The sequence below is a fragment of the Streptomyces djakartensis genome, from assembly GCF_014651075.1.
Lineage (GTDB): Bacteria > Actinomycetota > Actinomycetes > Streptomycetales > Streptomycetaceae > Streptomyces > Streptomyces djakartensis.
Map to the genome: position 1 here is coordinate 61,093 of NZ_BMWE01000001.1, position 14,526 is coordinate 75,618.

Here is a 14,526-nt window from a genome sequence, read left to right on the forward strand (position 1 = left end):
TCAGCGCAGCTTGGGGTCGAGGGCGTTGCGTACCGCATCGCCGAACATAAGGAACGAGAGCACCGTGATCGAGACCATCACCGACGGGATGATCAGGGTGTGGGGGGCGATACGGAGCTGCTCACGCCCGCGCGCCACGTCACCGCCCCACGACACCGCCGTGTCACCGAGCCCCACTCCCAGGAAGGACAGGGTGGCTTCGGCCGCGATGTAGCCGCCGAGCGCGATGGTCGCCACGACGATGATGGGCGCGAGCGCGTTGGGCAGGATGTGCCGGAACAGGATCCGGGACGTCGACGCGCCGAGTGCCTTGGCGGCCACCACGTAGTCCGCCTGCTTGATGGTGATGACGGCACCGCGGGCCACCCGGGCGATCTGGGTCCAGCCGAGGAAGGCGAGGGCCATGATGACGACCCAGACGGTGCGGTCGTTGAAGGAGTTGAGCACCACCAGGGCGCCGAGCAGGAACGGGATGCCCAGGAAGATGTCGGTCAGCCGCGAGAGCAGCGTGTCGGTCCAGCCGCCGAAGTAGCCGGCGATCATGCCGATGACCGTGCCGAGGACGGTGACGGCGAGGGTGACCCCCACACCGACGGTGATCGAGGCGCGGGCACCGTGGACGACACGGGCGTAGATCGAACGTCCCTGCACGTCGTAGCCGAGCCAGTCCGGGGCGAAGAAGTGGCCCCAGTTCGGCTTGCCGAGGTAATGCTTGGCCAGGTCGGCGTCGCGCGGCGAGGCGCTGGTGAACAGTCCCGGCCAGGCCGACATCACCAGAAGGAACACGATCAGCACGGCCGAGACCAGGAACAGCGGGTTGCGCCGCAGGTCGTGCCAGGCGTCGGACCACAGGCTGCGCGCCTTGTCGGGAGCCGGGCCGGCGTCGGCCACGACGACACCGGCGGTGCTCACCGTGTCACCGGGAAGGGCTTCGACCTTCTTCTCGACGGTTTTGTCAGGCATACCGGATCCTCGGGTCCAGGACCGCGTAGAGCAGGTCGACGATCAAGCTGGCAGCGAGGTAGATGAGCACCATCAGCGAGGCGATTCCCACGACCGTGGCGCCCTCACGCCGGCTGAGCGCCTCGTAGATCTCGACACCGATACCCCGCACGTTGAAGATGCCCTCGGTCACGATCGCGCCGGTCATCAGGTTGCCGACCTCGATGCCGAGGAAGGTGACCACGGGAATCAGTGAGTTGCGCATCAGGTGGACACCGACGACACGGCGACGCGGCAGCCCCTTGGCCACGGCGGTGCGCATGTAGTCGGACCGCAGGTTCTCCGCGATCGACGTGCGGGTCAACCGGGCGACGTAGGCGAGCGACAGCGACGCCAGCACGGTGGCGGGAAGCACGAGCTGCGCGAAGTCCGTCGAGTCGGTCACCGTGGGCGTGGTGACCGACCACTTGAACGCGAGCAGGTACTGCAGCAGGAAGCCCAGCACGAAGGACGGCATCGACACGAGGACCAGCGTCAGCGTCAGAAGTCCGCGGTCCCGCAGCGTGTCGGGGCGCAGGCCGGCGATGACACCGAGGCCGATACCCACGAGCGTGACGAAGGTGAAGGCGAAGATCGTCAGCCTGATCGTCACCGGGAACGCATCGAGGATGATGTCCGCGATGGGCCGCTTGCTGGCGATCTGGGTGCCGAAGTCGCCCTGGAAAAGGCCGGTCATGTAGTTCACGTACTGCTGAAGGAGCGGCTGATCGAGGCCGAGGTCCTTCTTGATGCTCGCGACCACCGCCGGGTCGTACGCCTGATCCCCCATCATCGCCCGGACGGGATCGCCGGGCAGGGCGTACATCATGCAGAAGATGAGCAAGGTTGACCCGATGAACACCGGGATCATCTGGAGCAGTCGTCGTGCGACATAGCGCCCCATAGGTGCCTCCGTGAGGGGTGAACGCAGGTACGGGGGCCGTCCCCTGTTGACGGGACGGCCCCCCGTACCTCCCACCGCCACCGGAGCGGCGGCGGGTCTACGGCCGAGTGGGAAGAGCCCGAAGGGCTCCTCTTACTTGGTGGTGACGGCCCACACTTCGAGGTCACCGTGGAAGTCGACGTTGACGTTGTCGACGTTCTTACCGTGGCCGCCGTTGATGCGGTAGTACCAGAGCGGGATGGCCGGCATGTGCTCGACCAGCTTCTTCTCGACCTCCTGGAAGGCCTTCACCGAGTCCTCGAGGGAGTTGGCGTTGTCCGCCTTGTTCATCAGCCCGTCGATCTCCTTGTTGGAGAAGCGGCCGTTGTTGGCCTCGGCGGTGGTGTGGTACAGCTCCTTCATGAAGTTGGCGTTGACCGGGTAGTCGGCGACCCAGCCACCGCGGTACATGCCCTTCACCTGGTCGTTGTCACGGGCCTCGAGGTCCGTGGCGAAGTCCGGCTTGGGGTCGCCGACGCAGTCGACGCCGGTGGCCTTGCGGATGGACTCGCAGACCGCGGTCACCCACTCCTTGTGCCCACCGTCGGTGTTGTACTGGACGGTGAACTTGTTGCCCGGAACGCCACCGCCCTCCTTGATGAGCTGCTTGGCCTTCGTCGGGTTGTACGTGAACACGTCGGTGTCCAGGTTCTGGTAGCCCTTGACGCCCGGCGGCGTGAAGCCCTTGGCCGGCGTACGGGTGTTGTTCAGAACCGTCTTGGTGATCGTGTCGCGGTCGATCGCCATCGACAGACCCTGCAGGACCTTCGGGTCGATGCCCTTGAAGGTCTTGGAGTAGAACGCCGGGTGCAGCGACTGCAGGGCCGCGTACGGCTGCTCGATGGCGCCGTCACCCAGGTCCTGCTTGTACTTCGGCAGGTCCGTCGGGCCGACCTGGCGGATCATGTCCAGGTTGCCGGAGACGACGTCCTTGTAGGCGGCTTCGACCGTCGTGTAGTTCTTGAACTGGACGCCCTTGTTCTTCGCCTTGTTCGGGCCCTGGTACTCGTCCCAGGCCTTGACCTGGATGAGCTTCTTGTGGTCCCACTTCTCGAACTTGTAGGGACCGTTGCCGACCGGCTTCTGGCCGAAGGCCTTCGGGTCGTCGTAGAAGACCTTGGGCAGCGGGGCCCAGGTGGTGTAGCCCAGCTTGTAGTTGAAGTACGGCATCTTGTACTTCAGCTCGATGGTGAAGGTGTGGTCGTCCACGGCCTTCAGACCGGACATGGCCTTGGCCTTCGGCTCACCCTTCTCCGGGTGGACGTCGTCGTAGCCCTTGATGTCCTGGAACCAGAAGGAGTTCTGCTGGTTGTTCTTGATGTTGGCGTACCAGTTCCAAGCGTCGATGTACGACTTGGAGGTGACTTCCTCGCCGTTGTGGAACTTCCAGCCCTTCTTGAGCTTGACCGTCCACGTCTTGGAGTCGTCGGAGGTGACCGACTCGGCGTTCGTGTAGACGATCTCGCCCTTGGAGTCGAAGTCCAGCAGCTGGGTGAAGAGGGACTGGATGACGTACGAGCCGTTGCTCTCGTTCGTGTCAGCCGGGACCAGCGGCTTCTGCGGCTCGCCGACGTCGATCGAGACGTACCCCGCAGGGCCGGAACCCTTGCTCTTCCCCTCACCGTCACCGCTGCCGCCGCAGGCGGTGGCGGCCAGGGCGACCACTATCGCCCCCGCGACCCACTTGGCGCTCCTGGCACCGCGCATGGGTTCCTCCTATGAAGTCATTGGTTCACCGCGAAGGGAGCACGGACAGACCACCGCCACCGCCCGTCGCCGGTGCCGGAAGTCGTCAGGTGCCCCCGCGCTCGTGAGTCGCTGCCGCCGCCGGCGGGTGACCCTTCATCCGAGCTCTACGCGCCTAACTATCTGCCAAACGCCATTACCGAGCCACACCCTCGAGGTCTCGGTTCGATCACAGCTCGCGTATACATCTTCCAAAATCCGGACAAAGGGTTTGGTGAAAGATGCCTGCGAAACGGACTTGTTACACATCTATCGGTGCTGACTGTCCGCATTCCGGACGCGAGAGTGAGATAAACCGGTTGCGACTACCGTGGCCCCCGTGCAAGGTGCCACCGGTACCTGTCGCGCGCTCAAGAGGCCGTCGACGCAAGGCTGTTGCCAGACGCCCCAGGCAGGGCAGAGAAAGGCGCTCCGCAGCAGGGTAGTGCGAGCGAGGCGCCCGGAACGGCCGCCCCGGGCAAATCGAGGGTTTTCCCTACCCGTTGCCTGGGCGTCGCCTTGACGGCGCCTGGCGGATCAATTGGGTCGACATCCGTTCCGGCCTGCGGAAAACTTCCCGGGATGCCTCGACTAACCGACACGCCTCCCACGTGGGACGAGCGTACGCAGCTGGCCACGATGCTGGACTACGCCCGTGACACCGCACGAGCCAAGTGTGAGGGTGTGTCCGCCGAAGACGCCCGCAAGGCCCCGCTCCCGGGTTCGCCGCTGATGACGTTGTGCGGACTGATCAGCCATCTGCGGTGGGTCGAGTACTACTGGTTCCAGGTGATGTTCCTGGGCGAGGAACTCGAGGGGCCGCTCTCCGAGGCGACCGACGACGATCCAGATCCCGAGATGCGGACGGCGGTCGACATCCCGCTGCCCCGGCTTCTCGCCGAGTACGAGGAACAGAGTGCCCGCCACCGTCGCCTGGTGACCGAACACGACCTGGACTCGACGGCGAAGCGCCCGATCGGCGACGGCCGCCATGTCGACCTGCGCTGGGTGCTCCTCCACCTCATCGAGGAGACGTCCCGCCACAACGGCCACCTGGACGTCGTGCGTGAGCTCGTCGACGGGCGGACCGGCGTCTGAGGGGCCCTGGTGGCAGGCTCGTCAGGTCGCACGGCCGGCCGCGTCGCCGGCAGAGCCCCGGTAGCTCCGCGGAGCTACCGGGGCTCTGCCCGTTCCGGGACCGTCAGCCGTGCTTGGCGCGGCTCGCGGCGCGGGCGCGCTCGCGGGCGTCCAGGTTCACCTTGCGGATGCGGATGGCCTCCGGGGTGACCTCGACGCACTCGTCGTCGCGGCAGAACTCCAGGGACTGCTCCAGCGACAGCTTGCGCGGCGGCACGATCGACTCGGTCACGTCGGCCGTCGAGGACCGCATGTTGGTGAGCTTCTTCTCCTTGGTGATGTTGACGTCCATGTCGTCGGCGCGGGAGTTCTCGCCGACGATCATGCCCTCGTACACCTCGGTGCCCGGCTCCACGAACAGCACGCCGCGCTCCTGGAGGTTCGTCATCGCGAAGGCGGTGACGGCACCGGCGCGGTCGGCGACCAGCGAACCGTTGTTACGGGTCTGGAGGGTGCCGAACCAGGGCTCGAAGCCCTCGTGGATGGAGTGGCCGATGCCCGTGCCGCGGGTCTGGGTCAGGAACTCCGTGCGGAAGCCGATGAGGCCGCGGGAGGGCACCACGAACTCCATGCGGACCCAGCCGGAGCCGTGGTTGGACATGTTGTCCATGCGGCCCTTGCGGACACCCATGAGCTGCGTGACCGCGCCCATGTGCTCCTCGGGGACGTCGATCGTCATGCGCTCGACCGGCTCGTAGACCTTGCCGTCGACGTCCTTGGTGACGACCTGGGGCTTGCCGACGGTCAGCTCGTAGCCCTCACGGCGCATGGTCTCGACCAGGATGGCCAGGGCCAGCTCGCCGCGGCCCTGCACCTCCCAGGCGTCCGGCCGCTCGGTCTCGAGCACGCGGAGGCTGACGTTACCGATCAGCTCGCGGTCCAGGCGGTCCTTGACCTGGCGGGCGGTGACCTTGCGGTCCTTGACGGCCGCCTTGGCGTCGGCGCCCTTGCCGGTGCCGCCGCGGCCGACCAGCGGGGAGGTGTTGGTGCCGATGACCATGGAGATGGCCGGCTCGTCGACGGTGATCAGCGGCAGCGCGACCGGGTTCTCCGGGTCGGCCAGGGTCTCGCCGATCATGATGTCCGGGATACCGGCGACGGCGCAGATGTCACCGGGGCCGGCCTTCTCGGCCGGCTTGCGGGTGAGCGCCTCGGTCATCATCAGCTCGGAGATCCGCACGTTCTGCACGGAGCCGTCGCGCTTCATCCACGCGACGGTCTGGCCCTTCTTCAGCTCGCCCTGCTGGACGCGCAGGAGCGCGATGCGGCCGAGGAAGTTGTCGGCGTCCAGGTTGGTGACGTGCGCCTGGAGCGGGGCGGCCTCGTCGTAGGTCGGGGCCGGGATGTGCTCCAGGATCGTGGAGAAGAACGGCTCCAGGCTGGTGGAGTCGCTCGGAACCGTGCCGTCCTCGGGCTTGGTGAGGGACGCGATGCCGTCGCGGCCGCAGGCGTAGACGATCGGGAACTCGATCTGGTCCTCGTCGGCGTCCAGGTCCAGGAAGAGGTCGTACGCCTCGTTGACGACCTCGTCGATCCGAGAGTCGGGGCGGTCCGTCTTGTTGATGCAGAGGATGACGGGCAGCCGCTGCTGGAGCGCCTTGCGCAGCACGAAACGGGTCTGCGGCAGCGGGCCCTCGGAGGCGTCCACGAGCAGCACCACGCCGTCGACCATCGACAGACCGCGCTCGACCTCGCCGCCGAAGTCGGCGTGGCCGGGGGTGTCGATGATGTTGATGGTGATGGGCTCCCCGCCGTCCTTGGGGTGATACTTCACCGCCGTGTTCTTGGCGAGGATCGTGATGCCCTTCTCACGCTCCAGGTCGTTCGAGTCCATCATGCGGTCGTCGACCGAGTCGAGCTGGTGGGCGGCGAAGGCGCCGGCCTGCTTCAGCATGCCGTCGACGATGGTGGTCTTGCCGTGGTCGACGTGGGCGACGATGGCGACGTTGCGGATGTCGTGGCGCGTGGCCATAAGAAGGCGTACTCCCGGAGTGGTGAGGAATGCCCTGCGCGTACGTCGGTGGTGCGCGGGCCCTGCCGGGCTCAACATGCCACGGCCTCACCCCATGGTACGGGTACGCTCCCGCTGGGGTGAGCCGGGATACGTCGGCGCAGGTCAGGCCTGCTGTGAGGTGCTGGGAGTCGCTCTCCGGGCTGCTGGGGGCTGCCGCCCCCAGCCCCGGCTTCGACCTGAAGGGCCTCGTCCTCAGGCGCCGGACGGGCTGGATACCGCCGAGTGTGACGGGCCTCCTGCCGGCTTCATGCCCTTCTTCAGGAAGCCCATGTCCTCGAAGACCGGCGTGCCGAAGCCGAAGGCGCCGGTGTTCACCAGGTTCTTGCGGGCCGCCATGAGCTGGGGGCGCTGGTAGAGGGGAATCGATCCGGCGGCGGCCCAGATGCGGGAGTCGGCCTTGCGGATCAGGGAACGGGACTCGCCCTCGTCCAGGGTGGCGACGGCCTGGTCGAAGAGCTGGTCGACCTGGTCGGTGCCGACGCGGGTGTAGTTCTGCTCGATGCTCAGCGAGCCGTCGGCGGCCGGTACCGGCTTGGCGTAGACGGGGCGGGCGTCGGTGGCGGGGTAGGCGGTGGTGGGCCAGGAGTACAGGGCGAGGTCGTACTGGCCGGAGGCGATGTGGTCCTTGAAGTAGGACTCGTCGGCGACCTTGGAGATCTCCGTGCGGATGCCGACGCGCTCCAGCATGCGGGAGACGCGGTCGGCGACCGTGCGCAGCGTCTGGGAGCCGGGCCCGGAGGGGAGCACGAAACGGAGGGTGAGGGGCTTGCCGTTCTTGGCGAGCGGGGCGGCCTCGCGGCCCGCCGGGGCGGCGGTTCCCCGGGGGGCGTACGCGCCGGGGGCGCCGCCCTGGTCCGGCTGCTTGTACTGCTTGCCGTCCTGGTCGGGGTGGCCGGCCAGGCCCTTGTCGTCCTGCCGGTCCTTGTCGTGCTCGCCGACGATGTACGTGCCGTCGTCGTCCTCCGGCTTCCCGGAGGACTCGCCGGCCTTCTCGCCCTCGGCGCCGGCCGCCTTCTCCCCCTCCTTCTTCTTCTGCTCCTTGACGGGCCCGCCACGGATCCATCCGGCGTCCGCGAGCAGGGCCTGCGCCTCCTTGGTGTCCTGGTCGCCGAGGGCACCGCTGCTGTCGGCGTACGCGGCCTGGCCGGACAGGGCCAGGTGGCTGCCGACCGGTACGGCGGGCAGGCCGAGCGGCTTGAGGACGGCCGCGACCAGTTCCTCCCGGTCCAGGGCGCGGGCTACGGCCCTGCGGACGCGCTCGTCGGCGAGCGGTCCCTCGGCGCCGTTCAGGGCGAGCTGGGTGTAGGCGGGCTCCAGGGACTTGCGCACCTCGTAGCCGCGCAGCGCCTGCCGCTCGCGGGCTTCCTCGGCCGCGGCCTCGCCGCGCTCGTCGCGGGCTTCGGCCTCCTCGCCGGACTCGTCGTCCCCGGCCGTGGCGGACCCGTCGGCACTGGGGGCGCTGGGGCCCATCAGTGCGCTGCCGGAGCTGCGGGGCTTGGCGGTGACGGTGATGCGGCGGGCCGCCGAGGGATCGATCTCGGCCAGGTCGAGGGTGCCCGCGGCCAGCTCGTCGGCCCGCTCCTCGCGTGGGACCGTGCGCAGCACGATCTCCGAGAGCTTGGCCGGCCGGCCCCACCAGCGCGGGTTGCGCGTGAGGGTGATCTCGTCGTCCTTGCGGTCGACCTTCTTCACCTTGAAGGGACCGGCGGTGACCTTGAGTTTCTTGCGCGCCCCGTCGTTGAAGGAGTCCGGGGTGCCCATGACGTCCTTCGGGTACAGCGGTGAGAACAGCGACCGCCAGTCGGCGTAGGGGCGGCTGAAGGTGACCTTGACCTCCAGGGCGCTCTCCCCGCGCTCGACCTTCTGGATGCGGTCGTAGCCGGCGTTGCGGGCGGTCCAGTAGGCGGTGTCCTTGCCGGACAGCGCACGCCACTGGGCGGCGAAGTCGGCGGCGCCGATCTCGCGGCCGTCGCTCCAGACGGCCTGCTGGTTGAGCTTGTACAGGACGACCTGCTTGGGCTCGGTCTCGACGACCTCGGCCGACTCCAGGTATTCGGGGTTGCGCTCGGGGCGGCCGCTGTCGTTCATCCGGAACATCGACGGCAGGACCGCCTGGGCGACGCGGTTGGTGGTGGCGTCGGCGTCCGACTGGAACGTGTTGAGGGTGTCCGGCACGGAGTCCACGGCCCAGCGCAGGGTGCCGCCGTCGGTGATCCGGTCGCGGGCGGCGGGCTGGATGTCGGGCGCGGCGAGCGGCTCGCCGGCCGGGTCCTCGGAGCCGCATCCGGCGAGCGCGGGCACCGCGAGCACACCCGCGGTGAGGAAGGCGACCGAGCGCGAGACCGCGCGCGGGCCGATGCCGTGCTGGGACATCTGTGCTACCTCCGGGGAGCCGAGGGCGTTATGATCACTTTTGGCGGTATTTGGATTTCATCTGATGTATGCGGCCACTGAAGAGGAAAGGGTTCAGCAACAGAGGGCGACACGGCGGCCACGGGTCGTGAAGTCACCCATGCGGCGCAGCGCACCGGTGGGTGCACCCACACGCCTCGGCCAATCGGTGCACGTCCCCTTCACAGCGCAAGGTGTGACGCGCAACACTCGCAGGCGCATGAACGTTGCCGCCTTGGGCCTCGAAGGACCCGCGGAAGTGAGGGCAAGTCATGTCCGTTCACGACGAACTGACGTCAGTCCAGCGCTCGCTCGACGACCTGTTCCGGTCGCTGGGGCGCCTGGAGAAGCAGCTCGGCACCGGTGGCCTGGAGATGCGCCGGGTCCGTGCCGATGCCAACCACCTGCGCGAGAGCGTCGCCCTGCTGCGTGACGCCGCCGCGTCACCGGCCGACCCGAAACGCCCCGATCTCGTCACGATCTCGGACACGCCGTACGACTCGGCCCTGTGGCGCGACTCGGACGACGAGGGGCTCGGCGCCCGGGACCGGCGCGCTCCCTGACCTGGAGGGCGTCGAGCGACCGGCACCTCCCCCGAACCCGACCGGAGTCGTCACGTGGCCACTGGTACGGAACCTCCCGCCACCGAACCCACCCACCCGAGCGGCGGCGTACAGGCGGGTACGCGCGCCGCGATCGACGCCCCGCACCTGCGCACCGACCGCTGGTGGCTGGCCCCGGCCGGCACGGCCGCCGGCCTGCTGGCCTTCATCGTCTACTCGACCTGGCGGGCCTTCGCGAACGCCGACTACTACGCGGCGCCGTACGTCTCGCCCTTCTACTCCCCCTGCCTGGCGGAGAACTGCGAGCCGATGAGAGCCGGGCCGAACTGGGAGATCTTCGGCGGCTGGTGGGGCCTCTCGCCCGCCGTCATCATCCTGATCTTCCCGCTCGGCTTCCGCCTGACCTGCTACTACTACCGCAAGGCCTACTACCGGGGCTTCTGGGCGTCCCCGCCGGCCTGCGCGGTGGCCGAACCACACCGGAAGTACACCGGCGAGACCCGCTTCCCGCTGATCCTGCAGAACATCCACCGGTACTTCTTCTACGCCGCGCTCCTGGTCGCCGGGATCCTCACCTACGACACCGTGCTCGCCTTCCGCGACGAGGACTACGCGTGGGGCCACATGGGGCTCGGCACCCTCGTGTTCCTGGTCAACATCGTGCTGATCTGGGCGTACACGATCTCCTGCCACTCCTGCCGGCACATCGTCGGCGGCAAGCTGAAGCACTTCTCCAGGCATCCCGTGCGCTACCGGATGTGGCAGTGGGTGGGGAAGCTCAACGCCCGGCACATGCAGCTGGCCTGGGCGTCGCTGGTGAGCGTGGCGGTCGCCGACTTCTACGTCTACCTGGTCGCGTCCGGCGCCTTCGACGATCCGCGCTTCTTCTAGAGGGATGGGGCCTTCGTGATGTCCGTGGTCGACCGGCAGGAATGGGACGTCGTCGTGGTCGGCGCCGGTGGCGCCGGGCTGCGCGCCGCCATCGAGGCCCGCGAGCGGGGCGCCCGTACGGCCGTGATCTGCAAGTCGCTGTTCGGCAAGGCGCACACGGTGATGGCCGAGGGCGGCATCGCCGCGGCGATGGCCAACGCCAACGAGAACGACACCTGGCAGGTCCACTTCCGCGACACCATGCGCGGCGGCAAGTTCCTCAACCAGTGGCGGATGGCGGAGCTGCACGCCCAGGAGGCGCCGCAGCGGGTGTGGGAGCTGGAGACCTGGGGCGCGCTGTTCGACCGCACCAAGGACGGCCGGATCTCCCAGCGCAACTTCGGCGGCCACGAGTACCCGCGCCTCGCCCACGTCGGCGACCGCACGGGCCTGGAGCTGATCCGCACCCTCCAGCAGAAGATCGTCCAGCTCCAGCAGGAGGACTTCAAGGAGACCGGCGACTACGAGTCCCGGCTGAAGGTGTTCCAGGAGTGCACGGTCACGCGCGTGCTGAAGACTGTGTCGGACAGCGGCTCCGCCGCGGGCGGCCGCGTCTCGGGCGTCTTCGGTTACGAGCGCGAGTCGGGCCGCTTCTTCGTGCTGGAGGCACCCGCCGTCGTCCTCGCGACGGGCGGTATCGGCAAGTCCTTCAAGGTGACGTCGAACTCCTGGGAGTACACCGGCGACGGTCACGCGCTGGCCCTGCTCGCCGGGGCGCCCCTGCTGAACATGGAGTTCGTGCAGTTCCACCCGACGGGCATGGTCTGGCCGCCGTCGGTGAAGGGCATCCTCGTCACCGAGTCGGTGCGCGGCGACGGCGGTGTGCTGCGCAACTCCGACGGCAAGCGGTTCATGTTCGACTACATCCCCGACGTCTTCAAGGACAAGTACGCCGAGACCGAGGACGAGGCCGACCGCTGGTACGACGACCCGGACCACAACCGGCGCCCGCCCGAGCTGCTCCCCCGGGACGAGGTGGCGCGGGCGATCAACGCCGAGGTGAAGGAGGGGCGCGGCTCCCCGCACGGGGGCGTGTTCCTCGACGTGTCGACGCGGATGCCCGCCGAGGTCATCAAGCGCCGGCTGCCGTCGATGTACCACCAGTTCAAGGAGCTGGCCGACGTCGACATCACCGCGGAGGCGATGGAGGTCGGGCCCACCTGCCACTACGTGATGGGCGGTGTCGCGGTGGAGTCCGACACGGCGGCGGCGCGCGGGGTGCCGGGGCTGTACGCGGCCGGTGAGGTGGCCGGCGGCATGCACGGCTCCAACCGGCTCGGCGGCAACTCGCTGTCCGACCTGCTGGTGTTCGGGCGCCGGGCGGGCTGGCACGCGGCCGAGTACGCGGCGGGGCTGGCCGGGGCGCGGCCCGTCGTGGACGACGTCCAGGTCGACTCGGCCGCCGCCGAGGCCCTGCGGCCCTTCTCGGCCGAGGCGGAGAGCGGGGAGCCGGCCGGGGGCCCGCCGGAGAACCCGTACACCCTGCACCAGGAACTGCAGCAGACGATGAACGACCTGGTCGGCATCATCCGCCGCGAGACGGAGATGAAACAGGCCCTGGAGAAGCTGGCCGAGCTGCGGGTACGGGCCCGCCGGGCCGGTGTCGAGGGCCATCGCCAGTTCAACCCGGGCTGGCACCTCGCCCTGGACCTCAGGAACATGCTGCTGGTCAGCGAGTGCGTGGCGCGGGCCGCGCTGGAGCGCACCGAGTCGCGCGGCGGGCACACCCGGGAGGACCATCCGGGCATGGACCGCAAGTGGCGGCGGATCAACCTGCTGTGCGCGCTCACCGACCCGACGGGCGGTCTGGCGGCGACGGACCCGGTCCGCGGCCAGATCACCCTGACCCGTGAGACGACCGAACCCGTCCGTGCCGACCTGCTCGCCCTGTTCGACAAGGAGGAGCTGGTCAAGTACCTCGCCGAAGAGGAGCTGTACGAATGAGCGGCTACACGGCCCACTTCAGGGTGTGGCGCGGTGACGTGAGCGGCGGCGGCCTGGAGGACTTCGAGGTCGAGGTCAACGAGGGCGAGGTGGTGCTCGACATCATTCACCGCCTGCAGGCCACCCAGGCACCCGATCTGGCGGTGCGCTGGAACTGCAAGGCGGGCAAGTGCGGTTCCTGCTCGGCGGAGATCAACGGCCGGCCGCGGCTGATGTGCATGACGCGCATGTCGGTGTTCGACCGGGAGGAGACGATCACGGTGACGCCGCTGCGGGCGTTCCCGGTCGTCCGCGACCTGGTCACCGATGTCGGCTTCAACTACACCAAGGCGCGGGAGGTGCCCGCCTTCGTGCCGCCGGCCGGTGTCGCTCCGGGCGAGTACCGCATGATGCAGGAGGACGTGGACCGGCCGCAGGAGTTCCGCAAGTGCATCGAGTGCTTCCTGTGCCAGGACACCTGCCATGTGGTCCGCGACCACGAGGAGAACAAGCAGGCGTTCGCGGGGCCCCGGTTCCTGATGCGGGTGGCGGAGCTGGACATGCACCCGCTGGACGCGGCGGCGGAGACGGGCCTGGACCGCAAGACCACCGCCCAGGACGACCACGGCCTGGGCTACTGCAACATCACCAAGTGCTGCACCGAGGTCTGCCCCGAGGGCATCAAGATCACGGACAACGCGCTGATCCCCCTGAAGGAACGGGCTGTCGACCGCAAGTACGACCCGCTGGTGTGGCTGGGCTCGAAGATCAGGAGGCGGTCCTCGGCAGGCTGAGCGCCTCCTGGAGGACGGGAGTCACTCGACCCAGTGTTCCTCGTACGCGCGCCAGTCCGCCTCCGTCGCGGCGAAGTCGATGTACAGCGCGACACCGAAGCGGGCCCGGTCCGCGTCCGTGCGGGACAGGCCCAGGCGGACGCCACGGACGGCGGCGGGCACGGTCTCGGCGTGGTTCCAGTGCCCGAACCGGTCCTCGTGGAAGAAGGGCAGGCCCATCAGCAGGTCGGTGGAGGGCGGGGTGGCCTCCAGGGCGAGCGAGGTCTGCTGGGCGACGTAGCCGCCGTAGGTGCTCTCCAGCGGCTGCATGGTGTCGTACGACATGACGGCGATCTGGTCGACACGGCGGGCGACCTGGCCGAAGAACTGCTGAGACCACCACTTGGGGTGGCCGGTGACGCGGCCCCACACCGTGTGGAGGGCCGGGAGCGGGTCGATCTGGTGGGCGGCGACGGAGAGCCGGGCGTCCCGGGAGCGGGTCTCGCGGCGCAGGGCGTCGAGGAGCGTGAGGTAGTTGCGGTCGCCGGAGTGCAGGGGCTCCAGGTCGAGGTGGACGCCCTCGTAGCCGGTGTCCAGGACCTGGCGTGCGGAGCGGAGGACGGCGGCGCGGGTCCCGGGGTCCTCCAGGCGCATGCCGTCGGGGGTCTCGGTCGCGAGGACGTCGCCCAGGAAGGCCTGGACGCGGACGCCGGGGAGTTTCTCGTGCACGGCGTCGATGAACCAGCGGGCCCTCGGATACACCGACTCGGGGAGGGTGCCGTCGTGTTCCAGCGGGCCCGAGTGGACGTACAGGTCACTGATGCCGGTGCCGCGCAGACGGCGGGCCAGGGCCGTGACGTCGGCGTCCTTCTTGCGGCCGTCCACCCAGGCGTGGCCGAGCCAGAGCGCGTCGCGGTTCCGGGTGCGGGTGCCGTCCGCCGGGTCGCCCGTGTAGTTGACGCGGAGAGCTGTCAGCGCGGACAGGAGAGGGATCAGAAGCACCAGCAGCACGGTGAGCGCCGTGCGTCTGACCCGGCGCCGACGCCCGCTGCCTCTGCGACTGCCTGGCGCGGGAGCTGCGGGTAAGGAGTTTCCGTCGTCAGCGGCCTTGGTCTCGTCCGGTGTTGTGTCCTCCGTGCCTTGCAT

Annotated in this window: 11 protein-coding genes; 5 read left to right on the forward strand and 6 right to left on the reverse strand. The window is 68.8% G+C overall.

The genetic code is table 11. The features are described 5' to 3' along the window. From IE212_RS00270 to IE212_RS00280, 3 genes are all read right to left on the reverse strand, one after another. Positions 1-963 carry an ABC transporter permease gene (locus IE212_RS00270; protein ID WP_190195602.1) on the reverse strand — a complete coding sequence of 321 codons (963 nt, stop codon included), beginning with the start codon at positions 961-963 and terminating at the stop codon, positions 1-3. Beyond that, positions 956-1,885, reverse strand: coding sequence for an ABC transporter permease (locus IE212_RS00275; protein WP_190195603.1), 930 nt, complete (start codon positions 1,883-1,885; stop codon positions 956-958). The genes IE212_RS00270 and IE212_RS00275 overlap by 8 nt, the downstream gene beginning before the upstream one ends. Before the next feature lie 132 nt (positions 1,886-2,017). After that, positions 2,018-3,631, reverse strand: coding sequence for a peptide ABC transporter substrate-binding protein (locus tag IE212_RS00280; protein WP_190195604.1), 1,614 nt, complete (start codon positions 3,629-3,631; stop codon positions 2,018-2,020). Positions 3,632-4,231: 600 nt separating this feature from the next. On the opposite strand from IE212_RS00280, the gene IE212_RS00285 reads away from it, so the two are divergent. Further along, entirely contained in the window at positions 4,232-4,747 is a 516-nt protein-coding gene (locus IE212_RS00285) for a DinB family protein (RefSeq protein ID WP_190195605.1), read from the forward strand. 103 nt (positions 4,748-4,850) lie between these two features. Here IE212_RS00285 and typA read toward each other — a convergent pair whose 3' ends face one another. Both typA and IE212_RS00295 read right to left on the reverse strand, forming a co-directional pair. Then, entirely contained in the window at positions 4,851-6,758 is a 1,908-nt protein-coding gene (gene typA / locus IE212_RS00290) for a translational GTPase TypA (protein ID WP_190195606.1), read from the reverse strand. A gap of 234 nt (positions 6,759-6,992) precedes the next feature. Further along, positions 6,993-9,173 (reverse strand): ABC transporter family substrate-binding protein, encoded by a 2,181-nt coding sequence (locus tag IE212_RS00295; protein ID WP_190195607.1) that lies wholly within the window; start codon positions 9,171-9,173, stop codon positions 6,993-6,995. 290 nt (positions 9,174-9,463) lie between these two features. On the opposite strand from IE212_RS00295, the gene IE212_RS00300 reads away from it, so the two are divergent. The 4 genes from IE212_RS00300 to IE212_RS00315 are packed head-to-tail and all read left to right on the forward strand — an operon-like array spanning position 9,464 to position 13,401. Further along, positions 9,464-9,754: an Rv0250c family protein gene (locus IE212_RS00300; RefSeq protein ID WP_190195608.1), complete on the forward strand. Its 291-nt coding sequence runs from the start codon at positions 9,464-9,466 to the stop codon at positions 9,752-9,754. A gap of 54 nt (positions 9,755-9,808) precedes the next feature. Further along, positions 9,809-10,645: a succinate dehydrogenase subunit SdhC gene (gene sdhC, locus IE212_RS00305; protein WP_190195609.1), complete on the forward strand. Its 837-nt coding sequence runs from the start codon at positions 9,809-9,811 to the stop codon at positions 10,643-10,645. A gap of 18 nt (positions 10,646-10,663) precedes the next feature. Next, positions 10,664-12,628 carry a fumarate reductase/succinate dehydrogenase flavoprotein subunit gene (locus tag IE212_RS00310; RefSeq protein WP_190195610.1) on the forward strand — a complete coding sequence of 655 codons (1,965 nt, stop codon included), beginning with the start codon at positions 10,664-10,666 and terminating at the stop codon, positions 12,626-12,628. After that, on the forward strand, positions 12,625-13,401 hold the full coding sequence (locus IE212_RS00315) for a succinate dehydrogenase/fumarate reductase iron-sulfur subunit (RefSeq protein WP_190195611.1): 777 nt from the start codon (positions 12,625-12,627) through the stop codon (positions 13,399-13,401). The genes IE212_RS00310 and IE212_RS00315 overlap by 4 nt, the downstream gene beginning before the upstream one ends. A gap of 21 nt (positions 13,402-13,422) precedes the next feature. Here IE212_RS00315 and IE212_RS00320 read toward each other — a convergent pair whose 3' ends face one another. Beyond that, positions 13,423-14,526, reverse strand: coding sequence for a glycoside hydrolase family 18 protein (locus IE212_RS00320; protein WP_190196132.1), 1,104 nt, complete (start codon positions 14,524-14,526; stop codon positions 13,423-13,425).